The 22,047-nt window shown below is 54.6% G+C and carries 14 protein-coding genes; 13 read left to right on the top strand and 1 reads right to left on the bottom strand.

Annotated features, from left to right (window positions below):
• The first annotated feature begins 631 nt into the window (after window positions 1–631).
• From ACFFJP_RS03675 to ACFFJP_RS03730, 12 genes are all read left to right on the top strand, one after another.
• Window positions 632–3,568, top strand: coding sequence for a TonB-dependent receptor (locus ACFFJP_RS03675; protein WP_377240637.1), 2,937 nt, complete (start codon window positions 632–634; stop codon window positions 3,566–3,568).
• A 21-nt stretch (window positions 3,569–3,589) separates the two neighbouring features.
• Complete coding sequence (locus ACFFJP_RS03680) at window positions 3,590–6,424, top strand: discoidin domain-containing protein (protein ID WP_377240639.1); 2,835 nt, start codon at window positions 3,590–3,592, stop codon at window positions 6,422–6,424.
• Window positions 6,425–6,618: 194 nt separating this feature from the next.
• Window positions 6,619–7,533 carry a glucosamine kinase nucleotide-binding domain-containing protein gene (locus ACFFJP_RS03685; RefSeq protein WP_377240641.1) on the top strand — a complete coding sequence of 305 codons (915 nt, stop codon included), beginning with the start codon at window positions 6,619–6,621 and terminating at the stop codon, window positions 7,531–7,533.
• A complete protein-coding gene (locus ACFFJP_RS03690; RefSeq protein ID WP_377240643.1) occupies window positions 7,530–8,603 on the top strand; it encodes a glycosylasparaginase in 1,074 nt (357 codons plus the stop codon). The genes ACFFJP_RS03685 and ACFFJP_RS03690 overlap by 4 nt, the downstream gene beginning before the upstream one ends.
• Window positions 8,600–10,552 (top strand): endo-beta-N-acetylglucosaminidase, encoded by a 1,953-nt coding sequence (locus ACFFJP_RS03695; RefSeq protein WP_377240645.1) that lies wholly within the window; start codon window positions 8,600–8,602, stop codon window positions 10,550–10,552. Before ACFFJP_RS03690 ends, ACFFJP_RS03695 begins: the two co-directional genes overlap by 4 nt.
• Window positions 10,549–11,304 (top strand): copper homeostasis protein CutC, encoded by a 756-nt coding sequence (locus ACFFJP_RS03700; RefSeq protein WP_377240647.1) that lies wholly within the window; start codon window positions 10,549–10,551, stop codon window positions 11,302–11,304. The genes ACFFJP_RS03695 and ACFFJP_RS03700 overlap by 4 nt, the downstream gene beginning before the upstream one ends.
• 99 nt (window positions 11,305–11,403) lie before the next feature.
• Window positions 11,404–14,007: a beta-mannosidase gene (locus ACFFJP_RS03705; RefSeq protein ID WP_377240649.1), complete on the top strand. Its 2,604-nt coding sequence runs from the start codon at window positions 11,404–11,406 to the stop codon at window positions 14,005–14,007.
• Complete coding sequence (locus ACFFJP_RS03710) at window positions 14,007–15,818, top strand: sodium:solute symporter family protein (protein ID WP_377240651.1); 1,812 nt, start codon at window positions 14,007–14,009, stop codon at window positions 15,816–15,818. Before ACFFJP_RS03705 ends, ACFFJP_RS03710 begins: the two co-directional genes overlap by 1 nt.
• Before the next feature lie 5 nt (window positions 15,819–15,823).
• Window positions 15,824–18,076 carry a GH92 family glycosyl hydrolase gene (locus ACFFJP_RS03715; protein WP_377240653.1) on the top strand — a complete coding sequence of 751 codons (2,253 nt, stop codon included), beginning with the start codon at window positions 15,824–15,826 and terminating at the stop codon, window positions 18,074–18,076.
• Window positions 18,077–18,140: 64 nt separating this feature from the next.
• Window positions 18,141–19,058, top strand: a complete 918-nt coding sequence (locus tag ACFFJP_RS03720) for an endonuclease/exonuclease/phosphatase family protein (protein ID WP_377240655.1) — start codon at window positions 18,141–18,143, stop codon at window positions 19,056–19,058.
• Between the two features lie 150 nt (window positions 19,059–19,208).
• Window positions 19,209–20,525: a type II toxin-antitoxin system HipA family toxin gene (locus ACFFJP_RS03725; RefSeq protein ID WP_377240657.1), complete on the top strand. Its 1,317-nt coding sequence runs from the start codon at window positions 19,209–19,211 to the stop codon at window positions 20,523–20,525.
• On the top strand, window positions 20,522–20,827 hold the full coding sequence (locus tag ACFFJP_RS03730) for a helix-turn-helix domain-containing protein (RefSeq protein WP_377240659.1): 306 nt from the start codon (window positions 20,522–20,524) through the stop codon (window positions 20,825–20,827). The genes ACFFJP_RS03725 and ACFFJP_RS03730 overlap by 4 nt, the downstream gene beginning before the upstream one ends.
• Window positions 20,828–21,040: 213 nt before the next feature.
• On the opposite strand, the gene ACFFJP_RS03735 is transcribed toward ACFFJP_RS03730, so the two are convergent.
• Entirely contained in the window at window positions 21,041–21,244 is a 204-nt protein-coding gene (locus ACFFJP_RS03735) for a hypothetical protein (protein WP_377240661.1), read from the bottom strand.
• Window positions 21,245–21,274: 30 nt separating this feature from the next.
• On the opposite strand from ACFFJP_RS03735, the gene ACFFJP_RS03740 reads away from it, so the two are divergent.
• Complete coding sequence (locus tag ACFFJP_RS03740) at window positions 21,275–21,943, top strand: BON domain-containing protein (protein ID WP_377240663.1); 669 nt, start codon at window positions 21,275–21,277, stop codon at window positions 21,941–21,943.
• Window positions 21,944–22,047 lie beyond the last annotated feature (104 nt).

Genomic DNA, 22,047 nt, shown 5'->3' on the forward strand with positions numbered 1-22,047 from the left:
TCTTTGTTGGGGTAGGGTGCAATGAGTTTGCGAATTGCACCGTGATACCCAGTATCCTGTATTCGGTGGGTTTCGCTTCGCTCTACTCACCCTACGTTTTGCCACCCTACGTTTTGCCACCCTACGTTTTGCCACCCTACGTTTTGCCAGCCTGCGAATTGAACCTTGACCTCGCCGTTAGCGATACCCGCTATTCCTGCACATCCAGATGGCTGTTACCGATTACAATTGCCTATCTTTGCCAAAATTTACTGGTCTGAACAGCCCGCAAACGGGCAGTTTTATCGCCGTATTGCACCAATCTGACGCAATAGTCATTATTTATGTAATTGAATTTAAATAAAAAATATTAGATTACATTTTGTTTGCACTGATTTGAACTTTTCGCGATTGTACAGATTGACAGCAATTTGCCGCTTCGCTAGTATCAATGGCGTCATGTAATCGATTACATTTAATCGAACAGCATTAGACGCAACATCCAGATTTTTTTATGGCGTTGCAGGGGAGACGGATTTGTACTGGCCTGATGGCTGGCGGATCCTAAACCAACACCATGAAAAATAATAAAAAATAAAGGGACAAGCCGGAACACACCGGTGCGTTTTCACATCTCACTGTGGAGAAGACCATGGTTAACAGGATAGACAGGACTATGTGGCAGCAAGGATTAAAATTATCTGTGCTGTCGCTGGCGGTGATCGCCAGTCTGAATACGGTCGCCGCCGAACAGGCAGCGCAGACGAAGCAAGACAACACGCCGGCAACTGCTGCGGCTAAGAAAAAAGCCGCCGAAAAAGAAAAAATCGAAGTCATTGAAGTACGCGGCATTTTGTCCAGTATGAGCGAAAACTTACTGAACAAACGCGCGTCCGACAGCGTGGTCGATGTGATCACTGCCGAAGACATCGGTAAATTCCCGGATAAAAACGTCGCCGACTCATTACAGCGCGTGCCAGGCGTGGTGATCCAGCGCGACGGTGGTGAAGGCGCCACTGTTAGTATTCGCGGCCTGTCTTCTGATCTGACATTAAGCCAGCTCAACGGCAACTTTATTGCCTCTTCACCGGGTGAACCAAGCCGGTCTTTCTCTTATGCGCTGTTACCTTCGACGATGATCGAGCGACTGGAAGTATTCAAATCCTCCGAAGCGCGCCTTGATGAAGGCGGCATCGGTGGTACCGTGATCATGCACAGTCGTAAGCCGCTGTCGATGGACCAAAGCTCTGGCGTGCTGAACGTCGAATACAGCAACGCCGATATCACTGACAAAAATGAACCGCAGTACAGCGGTATTTACTCGTGGAAAAACGATGCGGAAACTTTCGGTATGCTGGTGGGTTATACCCGGCAGGACCGTACCAACCGCTCACAAAGTTCGCGCGTCAACATCATGAACAAAAATTTCCTGTATCAGGAGCGTAAGGACAACCAGCTGGTCGCTAATGGCGCCAAAGGGTATGCCGCGCAAAGTATGGTGCAGGAAGTGCTGGAAGAAGAGCGTAACCGCGAAGGGTTCCAATTCACCAGCCAGTGGCGTCTGACCGACAAACTGGAAGTCGGCATGAACTACTTCCGCTTCACACTGGGGCAGAACTCGATTCTGAACCAGCTGGAATATCCGGAGTGGAACAACAACGACAACTACTGGACTGATGTGCGCGTCGATGCAGAGGCCGAGTTTGTTACCGGTATTGATTACTCCACCGGCGTATCTGGCGCGCAGAAACTGTCGCCGATCCCACGGATTAACGGTGAATACAAAATCGAAGAATCGACCTCAGATACCTTTGATTTTTATGCCATATATGAAGGTGACGATGTTAAATCGAAACTGACTTTTGGCCGTACCGAAGCCGAAGGTGGCCCGTCAGAGAAATACCGCGCTGCTTATTATGCCAATGAAGCCTCCGCATTTTACGGCTACGACCTGTCTGGCAAGAAAATGACCACCTACATGGACCCGAACATGATCAATAACCTGGTGGCAGGGATTGGTGGTCAGGCTGACGTAGGCGCGACAGATTCGAGTTTTATCACCGGTACGCAGGAAGAAAAATACGCCAGTTTGGACATCGATTATTTCGCCGACTGGGGCATTATCGACACAGTGCGCTTTGGCGCGAAATATCGCGACGGTAAAATTCACCGTGATTCGCGTAACACCTTTTATCTGGCCAAAGATTTTGATGTGGCAGCGGCAGAAGCGGCTGGTGGCATTGACCTGGACGACGACTATTCACGCAATGGCGGCATCCCGAATATCACCACAGTGGTGCGGCCAGAATCACTGGGCAACTTGTCCGGCGTGATCAATACCAACCTGTTTCCTGCGGTAGACTGGCATAAATATCAGCAACATCTGGTGAATAACTTCCAGAAATATACGCGGATTGAGCCGAACTACGTGTATGGCGTGCAGGAAGAGATCGCCGCAGCTTATGCTCAGGCCGATTACAAATATGAAAACCTGCGCGGTAACTTTGGTCTGCGTTTTGTCCGCACCACAACTACTTCTGGTTCGTCCGACAAAATTCTGTATCGCTTAGACTGGAAAGATGCCAAAGGCAATCAACTGCCGGAAGCGCAACAACGCGTAGAGAATTTCGTTTACATCGAAAAAGAAAACACCGAGAACAAAGTGCTGCCAAGCGCCAACTTGGTGTGGGATATCGATGACAACTGGGTCTGGCGTTTTGCTGCCGCCAAAGTCATTGCCCGCCCGGGTTATGATGATATCGGTCAGTTCCAGACGCTGCGCTATACGTCCAACGAATACTCAGCCGACCGCTCTGCGGCCGATGACTTTGACCCGATTTATGACGGTGAAGGCTGGGTCGGTTCAGGCGGCAACAGCGCGCTGAAACCACTGGAATCGACACAGTTCGACAGCTCTCTCGAATACTACTACGGCAAAGGCTCAGGTTTTGGTGTTGCGGTGTTTAAAAAGGACGTCGACAACTTCGTCGTGCCTTTAATCATCGACACTGTGCGTAACTTACCTGTGGTGAATTTCACGTTACCAAACGCTGGTGGCAAGCAAATCACCGCCGGTGGTGATGGCCTGACGGTACGGAACTTCAGCACAGTCGCCAACGGCACCAACGCCAGCTCCAAAGGCGCGGAAGTGTTCTGGCAACATTTCTTCGGCGGCGGTTTTGGTGTCTATGCCAACTACACCCGCAACAATACCAACCAGGCCAACGTGGAGCTGGACGGCCAGAAAGTCGGTGAGTCGCCATTAATCGGCAGCTCGAAATACCAGCTGAACTTCTCGGCGTTTTATGAAGATGACCTGTTTAACCTGCGGGCCTCTTACAACAAACGCGGGCCAAGTGTCGGCGGTTATAACGCGTCGTGGGAAACCAACTACTACAGCGCGGCTTATGACCAAATCGACCTGAACGCCAACTACAACCTGACCGAAATGCTGGTGGTATCAGCCTCTGTCATCAACCTGACCAAGTCAGAAACCTATGTCCACCTCGGCAACGATACCGACAAGCGCTTTATCCAAAACGCTTATGGCGGTCGTCGTTACTACATGGGTGCCACTTACCGGTTCTAAGGCTCAGATACAGAGGGATTAATGATGAAACAGTTTAAAATCAATATGATGTATGGGGTTGTCGCGCTGGCGCTGACCTCGCTGTATGGCTGCGGTGGTGCTGGTGAAGCAGATCCGGCCAATATTCCGGTGACTCTGGACACCACGGCTGCTGATATCAGCGGCTCGGCGGTCAAAGGCACCTTACGCAATGCCAAAGTCACGGTGTCGCAGCTGAACGGCTCGGCCATCACTATCGGTAGCGGTGATCGTACCGGTAACAATGGCAAAGTGGCGTTTTCGGTGACAGCCAAAGAAGGTTTTGGCCTCAACAGCATGCTCAAAGTGCAGGTGCTGGCTGATGCGCAGTCCAGCATGGTTTGTGATGCAGTCAAATGCGGCACTGTGGCGCTGGGAGATGTTGTCAGTGGCGCCGCACTGACCGGTACCAGCTTCACCACATTGACCTGGGTGCAAATGCCATACGCATCGAAATCAGACGGCGTGGTGGATGCGCGTTTCCAGGCCAATGCCCTGACCACTGTCGCCAGTAAACTGGTAGCCGCGGATGTAGCAGCCGGTCGCAATGTGTCGGTGCGTCCTTTATATGAGATGGCACTGGCGGATAACTCTGCGCTGCTGCTCAAAGCGCTGGGCGTTGCTGTCAAAGCCAACGTCTTCACGACAGATTTAGTCAGTGCCGAGGCCTACCAGAATATGGTGACCGGCGAGACCTGTGACAAAGGCGTCTGTAAAGACACTTTAGTTGCGCCGGATATCATCAAACTGTCGCTGTTAAATGCCGCTTTTGCTGCCATCGGCGAAGGTGAAAACTTTAACCAGCTGATGAACGACGTCGCTGCCGCTATTCCTCTGGCACAGGAAGGTGATGTCACTGTATTAAATCCGCTGCGCGAACGCATGCTGGCCGCGATCAGTGGTCTGCCATATTTGGCCAAAGTCGGCCTGAAAGCTGAAGACGTGGTCGACCTGAAACTGGCGTTTATTGATGCTGCTGTCAGCTCAGGCCCAGTGCGTGAAATCACCACTGACGCGGTAGTCGCCAGTGCCGTGATCACCGGCAGCAACCGCATTAGTGCGGCCGAAGCCGAAGCGATGGCTTTTGATGGCAACAACAACACCAAATGGCTGGATCACAACGACTGGAAAGGCGCGCCAAGCGTGGCCAAACCAAGCTGGGTGCAAGTGAAATTTGCCGAGCCACAAGCGGTCAACAGTGTGCTGATCACCAGCGCTAACGACGCACCGGCACGGGATCCGGAAAACTTCCAGGTGTTAGCGTCCAACGACGGCACGAACTGGGTCACGCTGGCTGAGTTTATCGGTGAAAGCTTTGACAAACGTTTTGAACGCAAGCAGTTCCGCTTCGTCAACGGTCTGGAATTCAGCTATTACCGACTCAACATCACCAAAAACAAAGGTGATGACACGCTGATGCAAGTGGCTGAGATTGAGTTTGTCGGCCCGGTTTATACCAGTGCTGACCACACAGATCCGGTCGGTACCGGCGTTATCACGGCGCGCAACCGCATTGGCGCCGGCGAAGGCGAAAGCAAAGCCTTTGATAACGACGTGAACACCAAGTGGCTTGATCACAACGACTGGAAAGGCGCACCGACTGCTGCTAATCCGGCCTGGGTGCAGATTGATCTGCCTGAAGCTAAAGCGGTGGATACGCTGGTACTGACCAGTGCCAACGACTCACCGGCGCGCGACCCGGAAAACTTCAACCTGCAGGGTAGTAACGACGGCGGTAAAACCTGGACCACGCTGTCGGCTTATATCGGTGAGAGTTTTGATAAACGTTTTGAACGCAAGCAGTTCAGCGTGGCGAACTCACTGGCGTTTAGCAGCTACAAGCTCAATATCAGCAAAAACAAAGGCGATGACACGCTGATGCAAGTAGCGGAAATTGGTCTGGTTGGGCCGAAATTACCGGACCTGAACCATGGTTTGATGGCCGGTGTGGTGATCACCGCGCGTAACGCTATTGGCGACGGTGAAGCCGGACCAAAAGCCTTTGATGGTCGCTCAGATACTAAGTGGCTGGATCACAATAACTGGAAAGGCGCACCGACCGAAGCTGCACCAAGCTGGGTGCAGGTGCAGTTCCCAACGCCGGTGACTGTGAACAAGCTTGGCTTAATCAGCGCCAACGATGCGCCTGCACGTGACCCGGAGAACTTCAATATTGAAGCCTCTAGTGACGGCAAAAACTGGATAAAACTGGCCAGCTGGATCGGTGAAAGTTTCGACCAGCGCTTTGAGCGCAAGGTGTTTAACTTCAGTAACGACCTGGGCTTTAGCTATTACCGGTTTAATATCAGCAAAAACAAAGGCGATGACACGCTGATGCAAATTGCCGAAATCGAAATGATTGGCCCGCAGTATCAGTCAGTCGACCACTCTGCGGCCTCGGGTGTGACTTTCACTGCGCGTAACCGTATCGGTGCCGCTGAAGCGGAAGGCAAAGCTTTTGATAATGATATCAATACCAAATGGCTGGACCATAATGACTGGAAAGGCGCGCCGACTGAAGCCAATCCATCCTGGGTCCGTATCGATTTGCCTAAAGCGCAAATCGTGTCGAGCCTGGCGATCACCAGCGCCAACGATGCAGCGGGTCGCGATCCGGAGAACTTCAATATCGAAGGTTCAAATGATGGCGGCACAACCTGGGTACGCCTGGGCAGCTGGATCGGTGAAGGGTTTGATAAACGCTTCGAACGGAAGTTGTTTGAAATGGGTAATGGCTTTGCCTACAGCAGCTATCGCATCAACATCACCAAAAACAAAGGCGATGATACCTTGATGCAAGTCGCTGAATTTGAACTGATTGGTCCCGTTCTACCATAAGTAGGGCCATAGCCAGAACTTTAAGCTGTATCTTTTGTGTGACCTGTGTGCATGGAAGGCGGGGCCAATGATGGCCCCAAATTCCAATCCTGACCGACCGGTTTCCGGTTTTGTGTTTCCCCCGGTGCAGCCATTCTGCACCGGTTTTTTCCGCGAAAAGCCTGAAGCTGTTGGCTTTCCTGTTGAGGAATATTATGAATTCGATCGCAACTGCCTTATCGAAACACCCCCGCGCCGCGGACTCGCTGCCGGTGGGGATTGGCATTGACGGTGGCGGCAGTCATTGCCGCGCCTGGGTGTTTAATGCCAAAGGGCAGGTGCTTGGGCAGGGCCAGAGTGGCCCGGCCAATCCGGTGGGGGGCTTAACTGAGAGTTTTGCCGCCATCACTGACGCTGCAGTCGCTGCACTGCAGGACGCAGCGTTGTCACCAGGTATGCTGGCGCAGCTCCCGCTGGCGGCCGGTCTCGCCGGCTTGCATTTACCGCAGTTTTATCAGCAATTTCAGCAGTGGCAACATCCGTTTGCCAGTCTGCATCTGACCACCGATTTACAAATCGCTGCGTACGGTGTGCATCAGCAACAGGATGGTGCTGTAGTCATTCTGGGCACTGGCTTTAGTGCTTTAGCCAGTGTTGGTTTAGATCGGATTGAGCTTGGCGGTTATGGTTTTCCTATTAATTGCAACGCCAGCGGTTCCTGGTTTGGCCTCGAAGCGGTCAAAGCGGTGTTGCTGGCGCGTGACGGCCTGGCGCCGGCCACAGTGTTAACCGAACGACTGCCGGATGCCGAGACCTCGGCCAGTCTGGCCAATCAATATCTGGGCCAGGGGCCGGCTGTGTATGCCCGGCTGGCACCGTTGGTATTACAGGCGGCGCTGGACGGCGATGCCGTCGCACTGCGTATTCGCGCTGAAGCGGTGCAGTTTGTCGAATTGGTGGTTCGCCGGTTGTTGGCGGTCGGCGCGCCTGCGGTAGGGCTGGTTGGCGGCATCGCCGGTCAGTTAGTGCCGCTGCTGGAGCCGAGCCTGCCGTGCCATTTTGTCGCCAATGCCGGTGAACGCGGTAGCTGGTGTTGGTTAAGTCAACAATTGGCGGAGTTGCCGGCATGACCAAGTCCACGATGCATAAGTCCACCTCGTCGAAGCAAAACAAATCACTGTTACAAGGCCGTCGCGATTTACTCAAGCTGGCGGCGGCGTTGCCGCTGGCGGGCAGTTTAGGTGCTTGCGCCAGCGCGACCGCGCCATCAACCACAACTGTTGCGGCGTCAAAAGCGCCGGTTGGTAAACCGCCGATCCAAAAACCGATAGTGGTTTCAACCTGGGAGCATGGCATGCCGGCAAACGCGGCGGCCTGGCAGGTTTTAAGCCAGGGGGGCAATGCGCTCGATGCCGTCGAACAGGGCGCGCGGGTACCGGAAGCAGATCCGGCGGTACGGACCGTTGGCCTCGGTGGTTATCCGGATGCGTCCGGCGAAGTGACCTTAGATGCCTGCATCATGGACCATCAGCTCAATTGCGGCTCTGTGGCTGGCCTCAAACGCATCAAACATCCGATCTCAGTGGCGCGGGCCGTGATGGAAAAAACGCCGCACGTGATGCTGGTCGGTGAAGGTGCGCTGGCGTTTGCCAAAGCGCAGGGCTTTGTTGAAGAGAACCTGCTGACCGAACAAAGTAAACAAGACTGGCTGCTGTGGCGCGAACAAGGCAAAGCCAAGTCGCAGATTAATCTGGAGAATCACGACACTATCGGCATGCTGGCACTCGATAGTCACGGTCATCTGGCCGGTGCCTGCACCACCAGTGGCGCGGCCTATAAACTGCCGGGCCGGGTTGGCGATTCGCCGTTGATTGGTGCCGGTTTATATGTCGATCAGGATGTCGGCGCCGCCACGGCCACTGGTCTTGGCGAGTTGATGATTAAAACCGTTGGTTGCCATCTGGTGGTTGAACTGATGCGCCAGGGCCTGAACCCGCAGCAGGCTTGTCAGCGTGCGGTTGAGCGCATCGCCGCGAAAATCCCCAATGCCGCTGAGGCACAGGTCGGTTTTCTGGCGTTAAGTGTCAACGGTGAAGTGGGCGCTTATTGTCTGCATGGTGGTTTTAACTATGCAGTGCAGGACGCCAGCGGCGCGACGCTCACCGATGCCATTCATCTGCTGCCCGGAGTAGTGGCATGAAGGCATTGTTATTGACGCAGGGATTGCTGCTGACCTTGCAGTTATTGACTATTCAGGCACAGGCTGCCCAGTTGCAGTCGACGCAGACTCAGGGCTCCGGTCTAAGTCCAGACCTACCGCCGTTTGCGTTGACATTGCAACAGACTAAAGCCTGGACGCCGCATGGCGCAACAGCGAGCAAAGCCAACATCAGTCAGGTGCCGCTGGCTCAGCGACTGCCCGCGCCACTGAACTCTTCGCTGACGATGAATCCGCAGGCACAGGCGCTGAACCTGCAGGCACAGGTGTTGTACGCACCGGATGGCATGAACAATTTCGGCAATTATCTACAGCCCCAACCGAAAGCAAATCTGTATAGCTTTAGCAACTGGTCGCAGATCGACATCCTGAACTGGTTTGCCGGCACCGCCGATTTATCCGTGCAAATACCGGCACGGCCCTGGGTCGAAACCGCACATAAAAATGGCGTCAAAGTGCTGGGGTCGGTGTTTCTGGGCATCGCAGAGTGGGGTGGCAATCCGGACACGGTTGAAAAGCTGCTGGAGCAGGACGCGCAGGGTAATTTCATCATGGCGGATCAGCTGCTGCGTATTGCCGGTTATTACGGCTTTGACGGCTGGCTGGTCAATCAGGAAACCGATTTAACTGTGGTCAAAGACGCGCAAAATCAGCTGGTGATGGCTGCGAACGGAAAACCACAACGGGATAAAGAACGAGGACAGCAACTGGCAGCCAAAATGCTGGCTTTTATGCAGTATCTGACCGCCAAAGCGCCGGCCGACATCGAGATACACTGGTATGACGCGATGATTGCCGACGGTACTGTGCGCTGGCAAAACGAACTGAACGCCAACAATCAGGCCTACTTAAAGACTGACGTGCAAGCAGGCGGTAAAGCCGGCTCGCATGCGATCTTCCTGAATTACTGGTGGAATGGCGCCATGGTGCAGCAGTCGGTCAAACGGGCTGAAGCGCAGGGGCTGTCACGTTACCAGCTGTTTTTTGGCGCCGATTTATGGCCGGAACGTGACGCGCAGCAGGCTTTTGTCCAGACACAGTGGCTGCGCGATTTGTTTGACCACAATGTAACAGACGGGCATAAGGCACTAACCTCGATCGCGCTGTTTGCGCCCAATGTGAACTTTAACTTTGCCGGGGATAAAACCACGCCGGCTTACAGCACTTTTGCCAAAGATCCGCAGGATATCCGCCGGTTTTATCAGACGGAGCAACGCTTGTTTACCGGCGATGATTTGAATGTGGCGGTGCCAGATCCAGCCAAACGCTGGCCTGGTCTTGGCGCTTATCTTAGTGCCAAAACAGTGCTGACCCGACTGCCCTTTGTCAGCAGTTTTAATACCGGCCAGGGCTTGTATTGGTTTGAGCAGGGGGAGCGCCAGCCTGCGCCTTTCCTGAACGCAGCAAAAGATGCGACAGCGACAGCAACGAACAGCGGCTGGAGCGATATCAGTCAGCAAGACATCTTACCGACCTGGCAATTTGCGCTGCAAGGCAGTGCTGCAGCTGCATCGACACTGCAATACGACTTTAACCAGGGCTGGTCTGGCGGCAGCAGTTTGTTGCTGCAAGTGCGCAAAGCCGGTGATTTGACCATCCCACTCTATCAGTTTGCGCTGACGCTGCCGGCTACCGCGCAGTTGCAGTTGCAACTGCAAACCGATGCGCCTGGCGCCGTGGTCCTGCTGCTGCAAACGGAAAAGGGTGTCCATCGTTTCCCACTTGGCGATGTAGCACAGGCGCAGCAATGGCAGGCGCAAACCATTGATATTTCGGCGCTGCAAGGCCAGCAATTACAGCGCATCAGTCTGGCGCTGCAAAGCAGCAGACCGGCGAAATTGCAGTTCAGGCTGGGGCAAATCGCGCTGACCGATGCCACTGCGCGTGATTCGGCAGCAGCTGAATTGGTAGCGCAGGGAGTGAAACCATGATTGCACTGGAATTATGCCTGCAAACGGAAACCCATCTGGCAGCTAATGTCAGCATGGCGCGCGAGTTTGGCGTGGCGCGGCTGGAGTTGTGCAGCCGGATGGATTTGTCGGGCCTGACGCCCACACCGGCACAAGTCGCACTGGCACGCCAGCATTGGGGCGACGGCCCCGGTCTGGTGGCAATGCTACGTCCGCGTGGCGGCGATTTTTGTTATGACGCGGCCGAGATTGCGTTACTGCGCCATGACATGGCACAGCTGGCAGCCGCCGGCGCTGACAGTGTCGTGCTCGGTCTGTTAACCGCTGAACAGAAGCTGCAGCAAAGTGCTGTCGCCGAGTTGGTGGAATTCGCCACTGTACTGGGGCTGACTGTCGCGTTTCACCGTGCCATTGATGCCAGTGCCGACCCGGCACTGAGCTGGCTACAATTGAGCCGGCTGGGTGTCAGGCGGGTGCTGAGCGCCGGTACGCCCTGGCACCGCCAGTTACCGGCGACGCAGGGCATTGCACAGTTGCAGGCGTTTCTGGCCGCTGGCGGGCCTGAGCTGGTGATTGGCGGTGGTGTGACGGCCGGCAATATTGGAGAGATCCGAGCACAATTGCCTGCCGACGCAGCTTATTCCTTCCACTTGCATTCTGCAGTCCAGCGACAGGGCAGGCTTCAGGCTGATTTGTTACAGGCTGTGCTCACGCAACTCAAATGCCCATTAAGTAGCCAGTTAAGTAGCCCGTTAAGTTGCCAGCCAGGCTGATTTTTTTCTGAGGATTATCGTTTGAATATAAACATTTCTGCTGCCGCATCAGCGTCAGCCTCTGCCCTTGTTATGTCTGCAGTGTGCTTGGAACGGGCGTTGACCGGTTGGCAACTGCGGCAGCTGCCAACAACTGCGACGCCATTTTTGCGCATCACCGACGCCATCGCGGCGGCAGTGCCGGGCTGTAATTTCACCGATCTGCTGGCCGCCGGCGCTATCCCGGATCCGTATTTTGGCGCCAATGAAACCCAGTTACAGGACATTGAACTCAGTGATTGGCTGTATCAGTGTCAGTTTGACGTCAGCGCAGCAGATCTGGCCCAGGGCCAGTGGTTTTTGCGCGCCGATGGCCTCGATACTTTCTGTGAGGTGCGTTTAAACGGCGTGTTGATCGGTGAGACCGACAATATGTTTGTGCCCTGGTCGTTTGCGCTGGCTGGCGCGTTGCAGGTCGGCAGGAATCAGCTGGAACTGACCTTTCGCTCACCCATTCTGCGCGCCAGGCCGTTGCAACAGGCGGCCGGACTGATTTATCCAGCCGAGAATGACAAATCGGATGACAAGCTGTCCGTGTTTGTGCGCAAAGCGCCATGCCATTTTGGCTGGGACTGGGGCCCGCGCTTTGTCTCCAGCGGTATCTGGCGGCCGATCACACTGCAATGTGTGCCGTTGGGGCGGATTGTGGACAGCCATGCGCAGGTGGTGTCGTTGAGTGATACTGAGGCTCAGTTGCTGATTGGCGCTGAGGTCGAGTTGCCAGACGGAGCCGGCACGGATCTGCAGCTGGAGTTACGCTGTGACTTGCTGAACCTGTGCCAGAGCATCGCGGTCACGCCGCAGGCTGGCCGCCAGACGTTGCAGTTTGCTGTGTCTGTCGATAATCCGCAGCTGTGGTGGCCGGCTGGTTTTGGCGACGCATTTTTATATCCGTTTGAACTGACGCTGCGCGCTGGCGCGACAGCAGCGACGACACCAGCGGCTCAGGCGATCGACGTCCAGGCGTTGCCGGTTGGGATCCGCCAGATTGAAGTCATCAACGAACCGGACGCCGACGGGGTCTGTTTTTACCTGAAAGTGAATGGCGTGCCGGTGTTTTGCAAAGGCGCCAACTATATTCCGGCCGATGCCTTTCCGGCCCGGGTAAGCAAAGCGCGGCTTGATGCGGAATTTGCTGCTGTCACGGCTGCCGGCATGAATATGCTGCGCGTCTGGGGCGGTGGTTATTATCAGGATGAGTATTTTTATCAGCTGGCCGACCAGCATGGTGTGTTGATTTGGCAGGACTTTATGTTCGCCTGTAGCTTGTATCCGGCAACAGAGGAATTCCTCGCCAATGTGCAGTGCGAAGCCAGCGCCAATATCCGTCGTTTGCGTCGTCATCCGTCGGTCGCACTGTGGTGTGGTAACAACGAAGTGGATATGGCGATCAGCTGGTGGGACTGGCCAGCCAAGTTTGGTTATAGCGACACGCAATGGCAGCAACTGAAGCAGGACTATCACCGGTTGTTTGGTGAGTTGTTACCAGCGCTGATGCAACAGCTTGATCCAACAAGTTTTTATCTGCGCTCGAGCCCGCAGGGCTTTTGGGAAGACAATGCCGACCATATTGGCAATCAGCACTATTGGGGCGTCTGGCACGGCGAAGCGCCGTTTAGTGAATTTGCCCGCCGCGTGCCGCGTTTTATGACCGAATATGGTTTTCAGTCCTTTCCGTTGCCGCAGAGTTTTGAGCGGTTCCTCGCACCGGCCGACTGGGATTTACAGGCTGACGCCTTTAAAGTGCATCAGAAACATCCGCGTGGTAATCAGCTCATTCGCAGTTATATGCAAGGTGAATATGCAGCACCGGCTGACTTTAAAGCGCTGACGTATTTAAGCCAGGTCCAACAGGCGCAAGGCATGCGCCAGGCCTTTGAAGCGCATCGCAAAGCCATGCCGTTTTGTATGGGCACTTTGTATTGGCAGCTGAATGACACCTGGCCAGCGGCAAGCTGGTCTGGGATTGATTATTTTGGCCAGTGGAAAGCGCTGCACTATCAGGCAAAACGCTCGTTCGCGCCGCAATTGCTCGTTTTTAGCGCATCAGACAGTGCGGTCGATGAGGCAGGCCATCTGCAGCTGCAGTTAGTCTCCGACAGCCGGCTACCGCTTACTGCGACGCTGCAGCTTCAGCTGCTGGATTTTGATGGCCAGGTACTGTGGCAACAGCAACAACAGTTTCAGGTGCAGCCGCTGTGCAGTGAAACTATCTGGCAGGGCCAGCCGCTGGTCACGGCGCCGGCGCGGTCTGTGCTGCAGGCGCGGTTGTTTAGTTGTCAGTCTAGTGGGCAGTCTAGTTGGCAGCCAAGTGAGCAGGAAGGCGCAGAACCACAGTTACTGGCCGAACAGTTGTGGTATTTTGTGCCGCCACTGGCACAGCAATTGACGGTCGGTACGCCTGAAATTCAATGGCTGCGACAAGGTAACCAGCTGCAGTTAACGCTGCACAGCAAAGTGCTGCTGCGCCAGCTTTGGCTCGCGGTGACGCTGGCGGATAACCCGGCTTTGGTGTGGAATTTCTCCGATAATTTTGTTGATCTGTTACCGGGGCAAGCGCGCAGCGTCACGCTGGACGTGACCGGGTTCACCGATGCACAGTGTCAGCAGTTGATGGCCTCACTAAGCTGCTACTCCATTGCCGATACAACAGGAACACATTGATGGATAACGGACAAACCGCAATGCAACTGGGCTGGCTCGATGGCGGCGTCATTGTCGCTTATCTGCTGGGCACTTTATGGCTCGGTCTTTGGGTGTCGCGCCGGGCCGGTGCTAATTTGCAGGAATATTTCCTCGCCGGCAAAACCATGCCCTGGTGGCTGCTCGGTATTTCCAATGCGTCTGGCATGTTTGATATCGCCGGCACTATGTGGCTGGTCACTGTCTGCTTTTTGTATGGGCTGAAAAGCGCCTGGTTGCCTTGGGTTTGGCCGATTTTTAATCAGGTATTCCTGATGGTGTATTTGTCGGCCTGGCTACGCCGCTCCAACGCGTTAACTGGCGCCGACTGGCTGAAAAGCCGTTTTGGTGACGGTCCCGGCAGTTTGTGGTGTCAGGGCGTGGTGGTGTTATTTGCCGTGGTCAGTGCTGTTGGTTTTGTCGCTTATGGCTTTCAGGGCATTGGTAAATTTGCCGCGGTATTCCTGCCGTGGGATTTATCGTCTGACACTTATGCGCTGATTATTTTTGCCCTGACCACGCTCTATGTGATTAAAGGCGGCATGTACGGCGTGGTGATGACCGAGCTGCTGCAGTTTATCCTGATGACGCTGGCGGCTGTGGCGGTCGGCATCATTGCGATGCAGCAGGTCAGTCCGGAGCAATTGGCGGCGGTGATCCCGGCCGGTTGGGATTCGTTGTGGTTTGGCTGGAATTTAGACCTCGATTGGTCGGCGCAATTGCCGGCGGCAGCAGCGCAGATTGAAAAAGACGGCATGCAGCTGTTTGGCATCATGATCATGCTGATGCTGTGCAAAGGCGTGTTGTTCAGCATGGCCGGGCCGGTACCGAACTACGATATGCAGCGCATTCTGGCGGCGAAATCACCGAGTGAAGCGGCCAAAATGAGCGCTGTGGTGTCGCTGGTGATGTTTATTCCGCGTTATTTGATGGTGGCTGGTTTTGCTGTTCTGGCACTGGTGTATTTGCGCCCGGAAATTGCCGCAGCTGGCAGCAATTTTGACTTTGAACGGCTGTTGCCGGTGGCGATTGAACGTTTTGTGCCGGCAGGCCTCGCCGGGCTGTTGATCGCCGGTTTACTGGCAGCATTTATGTCGACGTTCTCAGCGTCACTGAATGCCGCGCCGGTGTATCTGGTGCACGACGTCTATCGCAAGTTCATCAACCCCAATAGATCCGAGCAGTTTTATGTCAGCCTGAGCCGTTATGTGGCGGTGGCGTTGGTTGTAGTAGGCACCTTGCTGGGCCTGATGCTCAATAGCATCAACGACATTATGCAGTGGATTTTTGGTGCTTTGTTTGGCGGTTATGCCGCGGCCAACTTACTGAAGTGGCACTGGTGGCGTTTTAACTCCTGGGGTTATGCCGCTGGTATGCTGACCGGCCTGATTGCCTCACTGGCGCTGCCGTTGTTGTACCCGGAGCTACCACCGCTGCAGGCTTTTCCCTATCTGTTAGTGGCGGGGCTGGTGGGCTCGGTCGCTGGTACTTTGCTTACCAAACCAGAGCCGGACGCGGTGCTCTGTCAGTTTTACAAACAAGTGCGGCCCTGGGGTGTATGGGGGCCGATCGCAGCCAAAGTGCAGGCAGCGGATCCGGGTTTTGTGCCGGATCAAACGCCGGGGCGCGACGCGCTGAATATTCTGGTCGGCATGGCCTGGCAACTCTGCCTGGTGGTGTGGCCAATTTGCCTGGTGATCCGCCAATGGTCTGGCTTTTGGGCGGCAACTGCACTCTTTGCGTTGACCAGCCTGTGGCTGTACCGCTTCTGGTATAAAACCCTCAAGGACTAATCAACATGCTGAAAATATCATCAACAGCGCTCGGCTTTGCCGCAGCGCTGACGCTGAACGCTTGCTCTTTGCCAGCCGAACAGCCCGCATCATCTGCAGCAAAACCTGCCGCCGATGTGCTGCCAGACGTACTCAGGTATGTCGATCCATTTATTGCCACCGGCGGCCATGGCCATACCTTTCCGGGCGCTGTGGTGCCTTTTGGTATGGTGCAGTTAAGCCCGGACAATAAATCCAAAGGCTGGGACTGGACCTCGGGTTATCACTATTCCGACAGCGAACTGCTGGGGTTTAGTCATACCCATTTGTCGGGCACCGGTGTCGGCGATTTACTGGATATTTTAGTGCTGCCATTTCACGGGGATTATGCGGCCACACTGAAAAGCCCGGCCGGTCGGCCGGTGGCGACCTACAGCCATGCCGATGAACAGGCCAGTCCCGGTTATTATGCGCTGAACCTGCCGGCACAAGGCATCAGCGCCGAGCTGACGGCAACGGAGCGGGTCGGTGTGCATCGCTATCAGTTCAGTCAGGCCAAAGACGCTCAGCTGCTGATTGATTTAGGTTATGCGCAGAATTACGACAAAGCCGTGATGGGCTTTATCCGGCAGGTCGACACGCACACTCTGGTGGGTTATCGCTTCTCCACCGGTTGGGCCAAATTGCAGCCGCTGTATTTTGTCGCGCGGTTTAACCAGCCGTTTCAGGCCCAGCTGTATCAGGATGGCGTGGCAGTAAAAGGCACATTGTTACAAACAGAAAAGGCTGCGGCAGTGCTCAACTTTGCTGACTTACGGCAAAAACCGCTCGAAGTCGCTGTGGCGCTCTCTTACGTCAGTATTGATGGTGCTAAGAAAAATCTGGCGGCTGAACTGCCGGTACTGGATTTTGCGGCAGTCAAACAGCAAGCGGCAGCCAAATGGCAGGCGCAGCTGGGCCGGTTTCAGGTGGATGCCGCTACTGATCCGCAAGGCGACACCAATAAAACCAAGTTCTATACCGCGCTTTATCACAGCTATTTAGCGCCGCAGTTATTCAGTGACGTCGATGGCCGTTATTTTGGTGCCGATGGTGCTGTGCACCAAGTAAATCAGGCTGTGCATCAGCAAAATCCGCAGATGCCGCGTTATACACTGTTTTCGCTGTGGGATACCTTCCGTGGCCTGCATCCGCTGCTGACCATCACAGATCCGGGCCGGGTTGATGGCATGATGCATTCGTTATATGGCTTTTATCAGGAACAAGGCCTGCTGCCAACATGGGATCTGATGTCGAATGAAACCGATGTGATGATTGGTTATCATGCGGTGCCGGTGCTGGCTGACGCCTATTTTAAAGGCCTGACCACGTTAAGCGCCAAACAGTTACTGGACGCCTCGTTGGCCTCGGCGCGCCAGTCCCGGTTTGGTATCGACTTATTTGGCAAATATGGTTATGTGCCGTCAGATCTAGACGTCGAGGCCGTGTCGAAAACGCTGGAATATGCCTTTGATGACCATGCCATTGCACGACTGGCAGAGGCCGCCGGTGATGCCAAAACTGCGGCAGAATTTACTCAACGCGCCGCTGCCTGGCAGCAACTGTTTGATAAGTCTTCAGGTTTTATGCGTGGCAAAAAGGCCAATGGTGAATGGGTCAGCCCGTTTAACCCGATTTATGTCGCGCATCGCACCACGGATTACACCGAAGCCAATGCCTGGCAGTACAGCTTTTTTGTACCGCATCAGGTTGATGCGATGATAAAGCGTTATGGCGGCGATCAAGCTTTTGTCGCACGGCTCGACCAAATGTTTGACATGAGTTCTCACATGGAAGGCGATGTGTCGCCGGATATCACCGGCTTAATTGGTCAGTACGCGCATGGCAATGAGCCGGTGCATCATGTGCCTTATCTGTATGCCCTGGCAGGCGAGCCGGCCAAAGGCGAAGCGCGCATCCGCTTTATTCGCGACACCATGTACCACGCCAAACCGGATGGTCTGGCCGGCAACGACGATCTGGGCCAGATGTCGGCCTGGTATGTGCTGAGTAGCCTCGGGTTTTATCCGGTGAATCCGGTCGACAGTGGTTATGTACGCGGCACGCCGCAATTTCAATCCGTCACACTACAGCTGGATAATGGCAAACAGCTGCGGATCCTGGCGCGTGGCGATCGGCTCAAGCCAGTCAAACGCTGGAGCCTGAACGGGGTTGAACTGCCGATCAGCGTCGATTATCGTCAGCTGATGCAAGGCGGTGACTTAGTGTTTGAGTTCTGACTTTAAGTGTCAACTTGAAGTTCGGCTTTAGATGTTAACTGTATCTTTGACTTGGAGGCGGCGGATGAAGCAGGGACGTTTAGGCAGTTTTTTGACCATGGCGGTGTTGTTACTGACGGCGTCAGCTGCCATTGCTGACCCGATCAAAGCTGTCAGCTGGAACATCCGCCTCGACACACCGCATGATGCCGAGCTCGCCTGGCCGCATCGCGCCGGCAACGTGATCCGGCAACTGCAGCAACAACAGCCGGATATTGTTGGCCTGCAGGAAGTGATGTTCCATCAGTTGGTGCGGATTGAAAGCGCCATGCCGGGTTATCAGCGGATTGGCGTTGGCCGGGACGATGGCAAAAATGCCGGCGAATTCAGTCCGTTGTTGATCCGCAGCAGCCGTTTTGCCGTCATAGACAGCGGCACTTTTTGGTTTCACCCCAGCTGGTTGCCTGATGCGCCGACGCAACATGGCCCAGAACAAATCGGCTCTGAATTAATAGGCCTTGGACTCATAGGCCAGCCGGGCTGGGACGCCGCCTTGCCGCGCATTTGCAGCTGGGCCTTGTTGCAGGATAAACACAGCGGCAAAGCGCTTAGGGTGTTAAATCTGCATCTGGACCATCAGGGCGCTTTGGCCAGGCGCGAATCGGTGCAGCTGATCGCCGCGAAAATCAACAACTGGCAACAAAGCTCCAACGCGCCTGTGATCATCATGGGCGATTTTAATCCCGCCGCCGGGGATGGCTTGCTGGCACAAATCCAAAAGTCGTTGCCGCAGTATCAGGATGCACTGGAGCTGACCGCCAAACCACAAGGCCCCAGCTACAGCTTTATCCCATGGCGAGGCACTGAAGCTGATGCCGTGCGGCTCGATTTTATGCTGCTGCGTGGCGATCAATTCAAAGTGCCAGCCGCCGGCATTATTGCCGATGGCCCACCGACACGAAATTCTGACCATCTGGCACTCTGGGCTGAGCTGGTCTTATAAGTCAGCGCTGAGGTTCAGCTTTAACTTTGCACCGGTAATAAACTACCGGAATTGAGTCGGATTTACTATAAAAGCGGAATCAAACTACTGTTCATAGCGAAAAAACGGGTCTAAACTACCGTTTATCTTCTTACACTTTGGTGCGAAACCATGTTGCTGCAACTGTATTGGGCAGGGAGTTGGCATGACGCTGCGATATTAAGCTTTGCCGGAACTGGTAAAGACAGCACCGTCAATATCGACTATTTGCCGGATTATCTGCGAAACCCGGCAGTGCAGTACGAATCACACTGTGAACAAGCGGTGACTGTGAACGCCGCCGTAACGGCAATTCCAACTGAATATCCGCGTTGGCCAGGTCTGCTGGATGATTTGTTGCCCGCAGGCAAAACCCGGCAATGGTGGCTAAACCGGCTGGATATTGGTCACCTGCCGGTGTTTGAAGCGGATTGTCAGTTGCTGCGTCATACCTGTATGTCGCCGGTTGGAAATATCCGGATTAAAGAGGCGGTGCAGCCTGCTGAACAGGCGTTAATGCGCTTTCCTATTCAGCAAGTATGCAGCCTGCAACATGATTTTCTCGAATATGCCAATAGCCAGGGCGCTGCTGTCGGTGGCGCCACAGGTGCAGTCGGCGTCGCGCCAAAACTACTATTGATGCTGGAAGGCAACGATGTTTACATCGATGGTGATTTTGCCGGAAAACCCTGTACGGCAAGGCCTTATCTGGTGAAGTTCGCCCGTAATCTACGCACCGCGCGCGACAATCAGGTTCTGCTGGCAGAGGGCGCTTACTATCGGGTTTTGACATTGTTGCTGCAACAAAGCGGGATCCGCACTATCAACAGTCAGCAGATGCAAATCCATCAGGTGGAAGGCCAGGTCAGCTTGTGGCTGCCCCGGTTTGACGTCATGGAGCAGGATGGCTGTTTACATCGGCTCGGCATGGAGAGTGTGTATTCAATCCTGGATGCCGGACCCGGCAGTGCATTGGATCACTTTGATGTAGTGCGGGTGCTGTGGCAAAAGCTGGCAGGATTATTGGATCAAAGTCGGGAACAGTTTGTCACCGAGTATGTGCTGCGGGACTTGCTGAATCTGGTTTTTGGCAATTCCGACAACCATGGCCGGAACATGTCGTTCCTGAAAATCGACGGCAAAGTCTGCTTTGCACCTATCTATGATTTTGCCCCGATGAAAGCCGATCCCGAACAAGTCACCCGATTGTTTAAATGGGGCCAGGGTGCTGAACTAGCCGGCGAAGTGAATTTTGAACGTGTCGCCGCTGGTCTGGCGGATTTGATTGCCCCCGATACCTTGTTGCCGGCGCTGCGCACCATGGCACAGCAACTATTGCAGGTACCGGAACTGCTAAAACAACACGGCTGCCCGGACGAGATCCTGCATTTCCCGGCGATAGGCTTTGCACATCTGCCTGACAAACTGCACAGGATGAAACTGCGATGACACCTGCTGAAAAAACACAATGGCAACAGCAACTACGGCAACAACTGGATAGTGGCGGGCTGACATTGGGCCAGGCAGTGCAACGGATCCGCACCGAGTTGTATCAAATGACCCAGGCCGAATACGCCTGTATCTGTAAAGTCTCAGAAAAAACCCTACGCGAAGTCGAAAAAGGCAAAACCGACCCACGTTTATCCATCATCGAAAGCCTGCTCAATCCAGGTGGTTTTGCCCTCAGCGCCCGACTGAAGGTGAACCGGGTGGTGCCAATGGCGGAGCTGGTGAGGCGTGGAGTGAGCTAATTTTTTGAGTTCGGCAAGTTGATGTGGGTAGTTCATTGCGGGTCTGGCCGCGCAGTTATGCGCGAAAAGCCTTTTTATCGAGGCAAAGCCAGCATCGCTACCACTGCGTTCGCTCGTTCGCGCCTCCCGCGCTCACTTTTGATCGCTCACTCCGCGGCTGCCGATGCTGGCTTTGTTGGAGTTTGGGACTGCAGCTTCGAGTGAGTAGTGTCTCTACAGATCAGGCAGCGCTGGGTTGGGACATCCTTGTTCCAGTGGCAGTTGCAGGTCTGCGCTATTCCATAACACATAGCCTGACGTATCCGCGCTGGCCTGTCCGTGCGCCGCCGAACAGAGCGATTTTGACTTCTGAATGCGGCAGCTGATTGCGCCAGCTGTGCTGCTTAGCGCACGGTCAACCGGTTTTTGCACTGTCATGCTGAAGCTCCGAACAATGGAGTTTCGCTGATGATTTTTTCAATCGAATTACAACAAAAAGTACTGGATGAACTGAGCTGGGAAGCGTCGGTCAATGCCAGTGATGTTCGGGTCAATGTGCAGGGTGATGTGGTTGTGCTGACCGGTACCGTGGCGTCGCTGGCGGAGAAAGCTAATGCCGAACGCGCCGCGTTACGGGTGGCTGGCGTCCGGGCTTTAGTGGTGGAGCTGGAAGTGTGTCTGCCCGAGCTGGACCACAGATCAGACGTCGATCTGGCCAAACGCATCGAGTCCATTTTGCACTGGTCGCATCATCAGGCGTTGCATCAGCTGACGCTGAAAGTGGAAAAAGGCTGGGTGACTTTGTACGGCAAAGTACCCTGGCAGTTTTTGCGGCAGGTGGCGTTTGATTCGGTGCGTTATCTGATGGGTGTGCGCGGTGTCACCAATCAGATTGAGCTGTCACAAAGCCCGACCAGCGCCGATATTCTGGCCAGTCTGCAGGCTGCGTTTAAGCGTCAGGGGGATATCGATACATCTGCGGTGACGCTCGACATCTTTAAAGACAAAGTAACGCTGAGCGGCTACGTGCAAAGCTTGCCAGACCATCATCTGCTGGTGCAGACAGTGTGGAATACACCGGGTGTTAGTCTGATCGACGACAAGTTGCAAGTGCGACCACAGCATGTTCAGCTGTGACCGCATGCGGTGCAATGCACTGCGCTTATTGCACCCTACCAAGATTCATTTTGATACTGGTAGGGTGTGTAGAGCGCAGCGAAGCACTCCGCGAGTCGCACTCC

Origin of the sequence: Rheinheimera tilapiae (assembly GCF_042432165.1) — a bacterium.
Taxonomy (GTDB): Bacteria; Pseudomonadota; Gammaproteobacteria; order Enterobacterales; family Alteromonadaceae; genus Pararheinheimera; species Pararheinheimera tilapiae.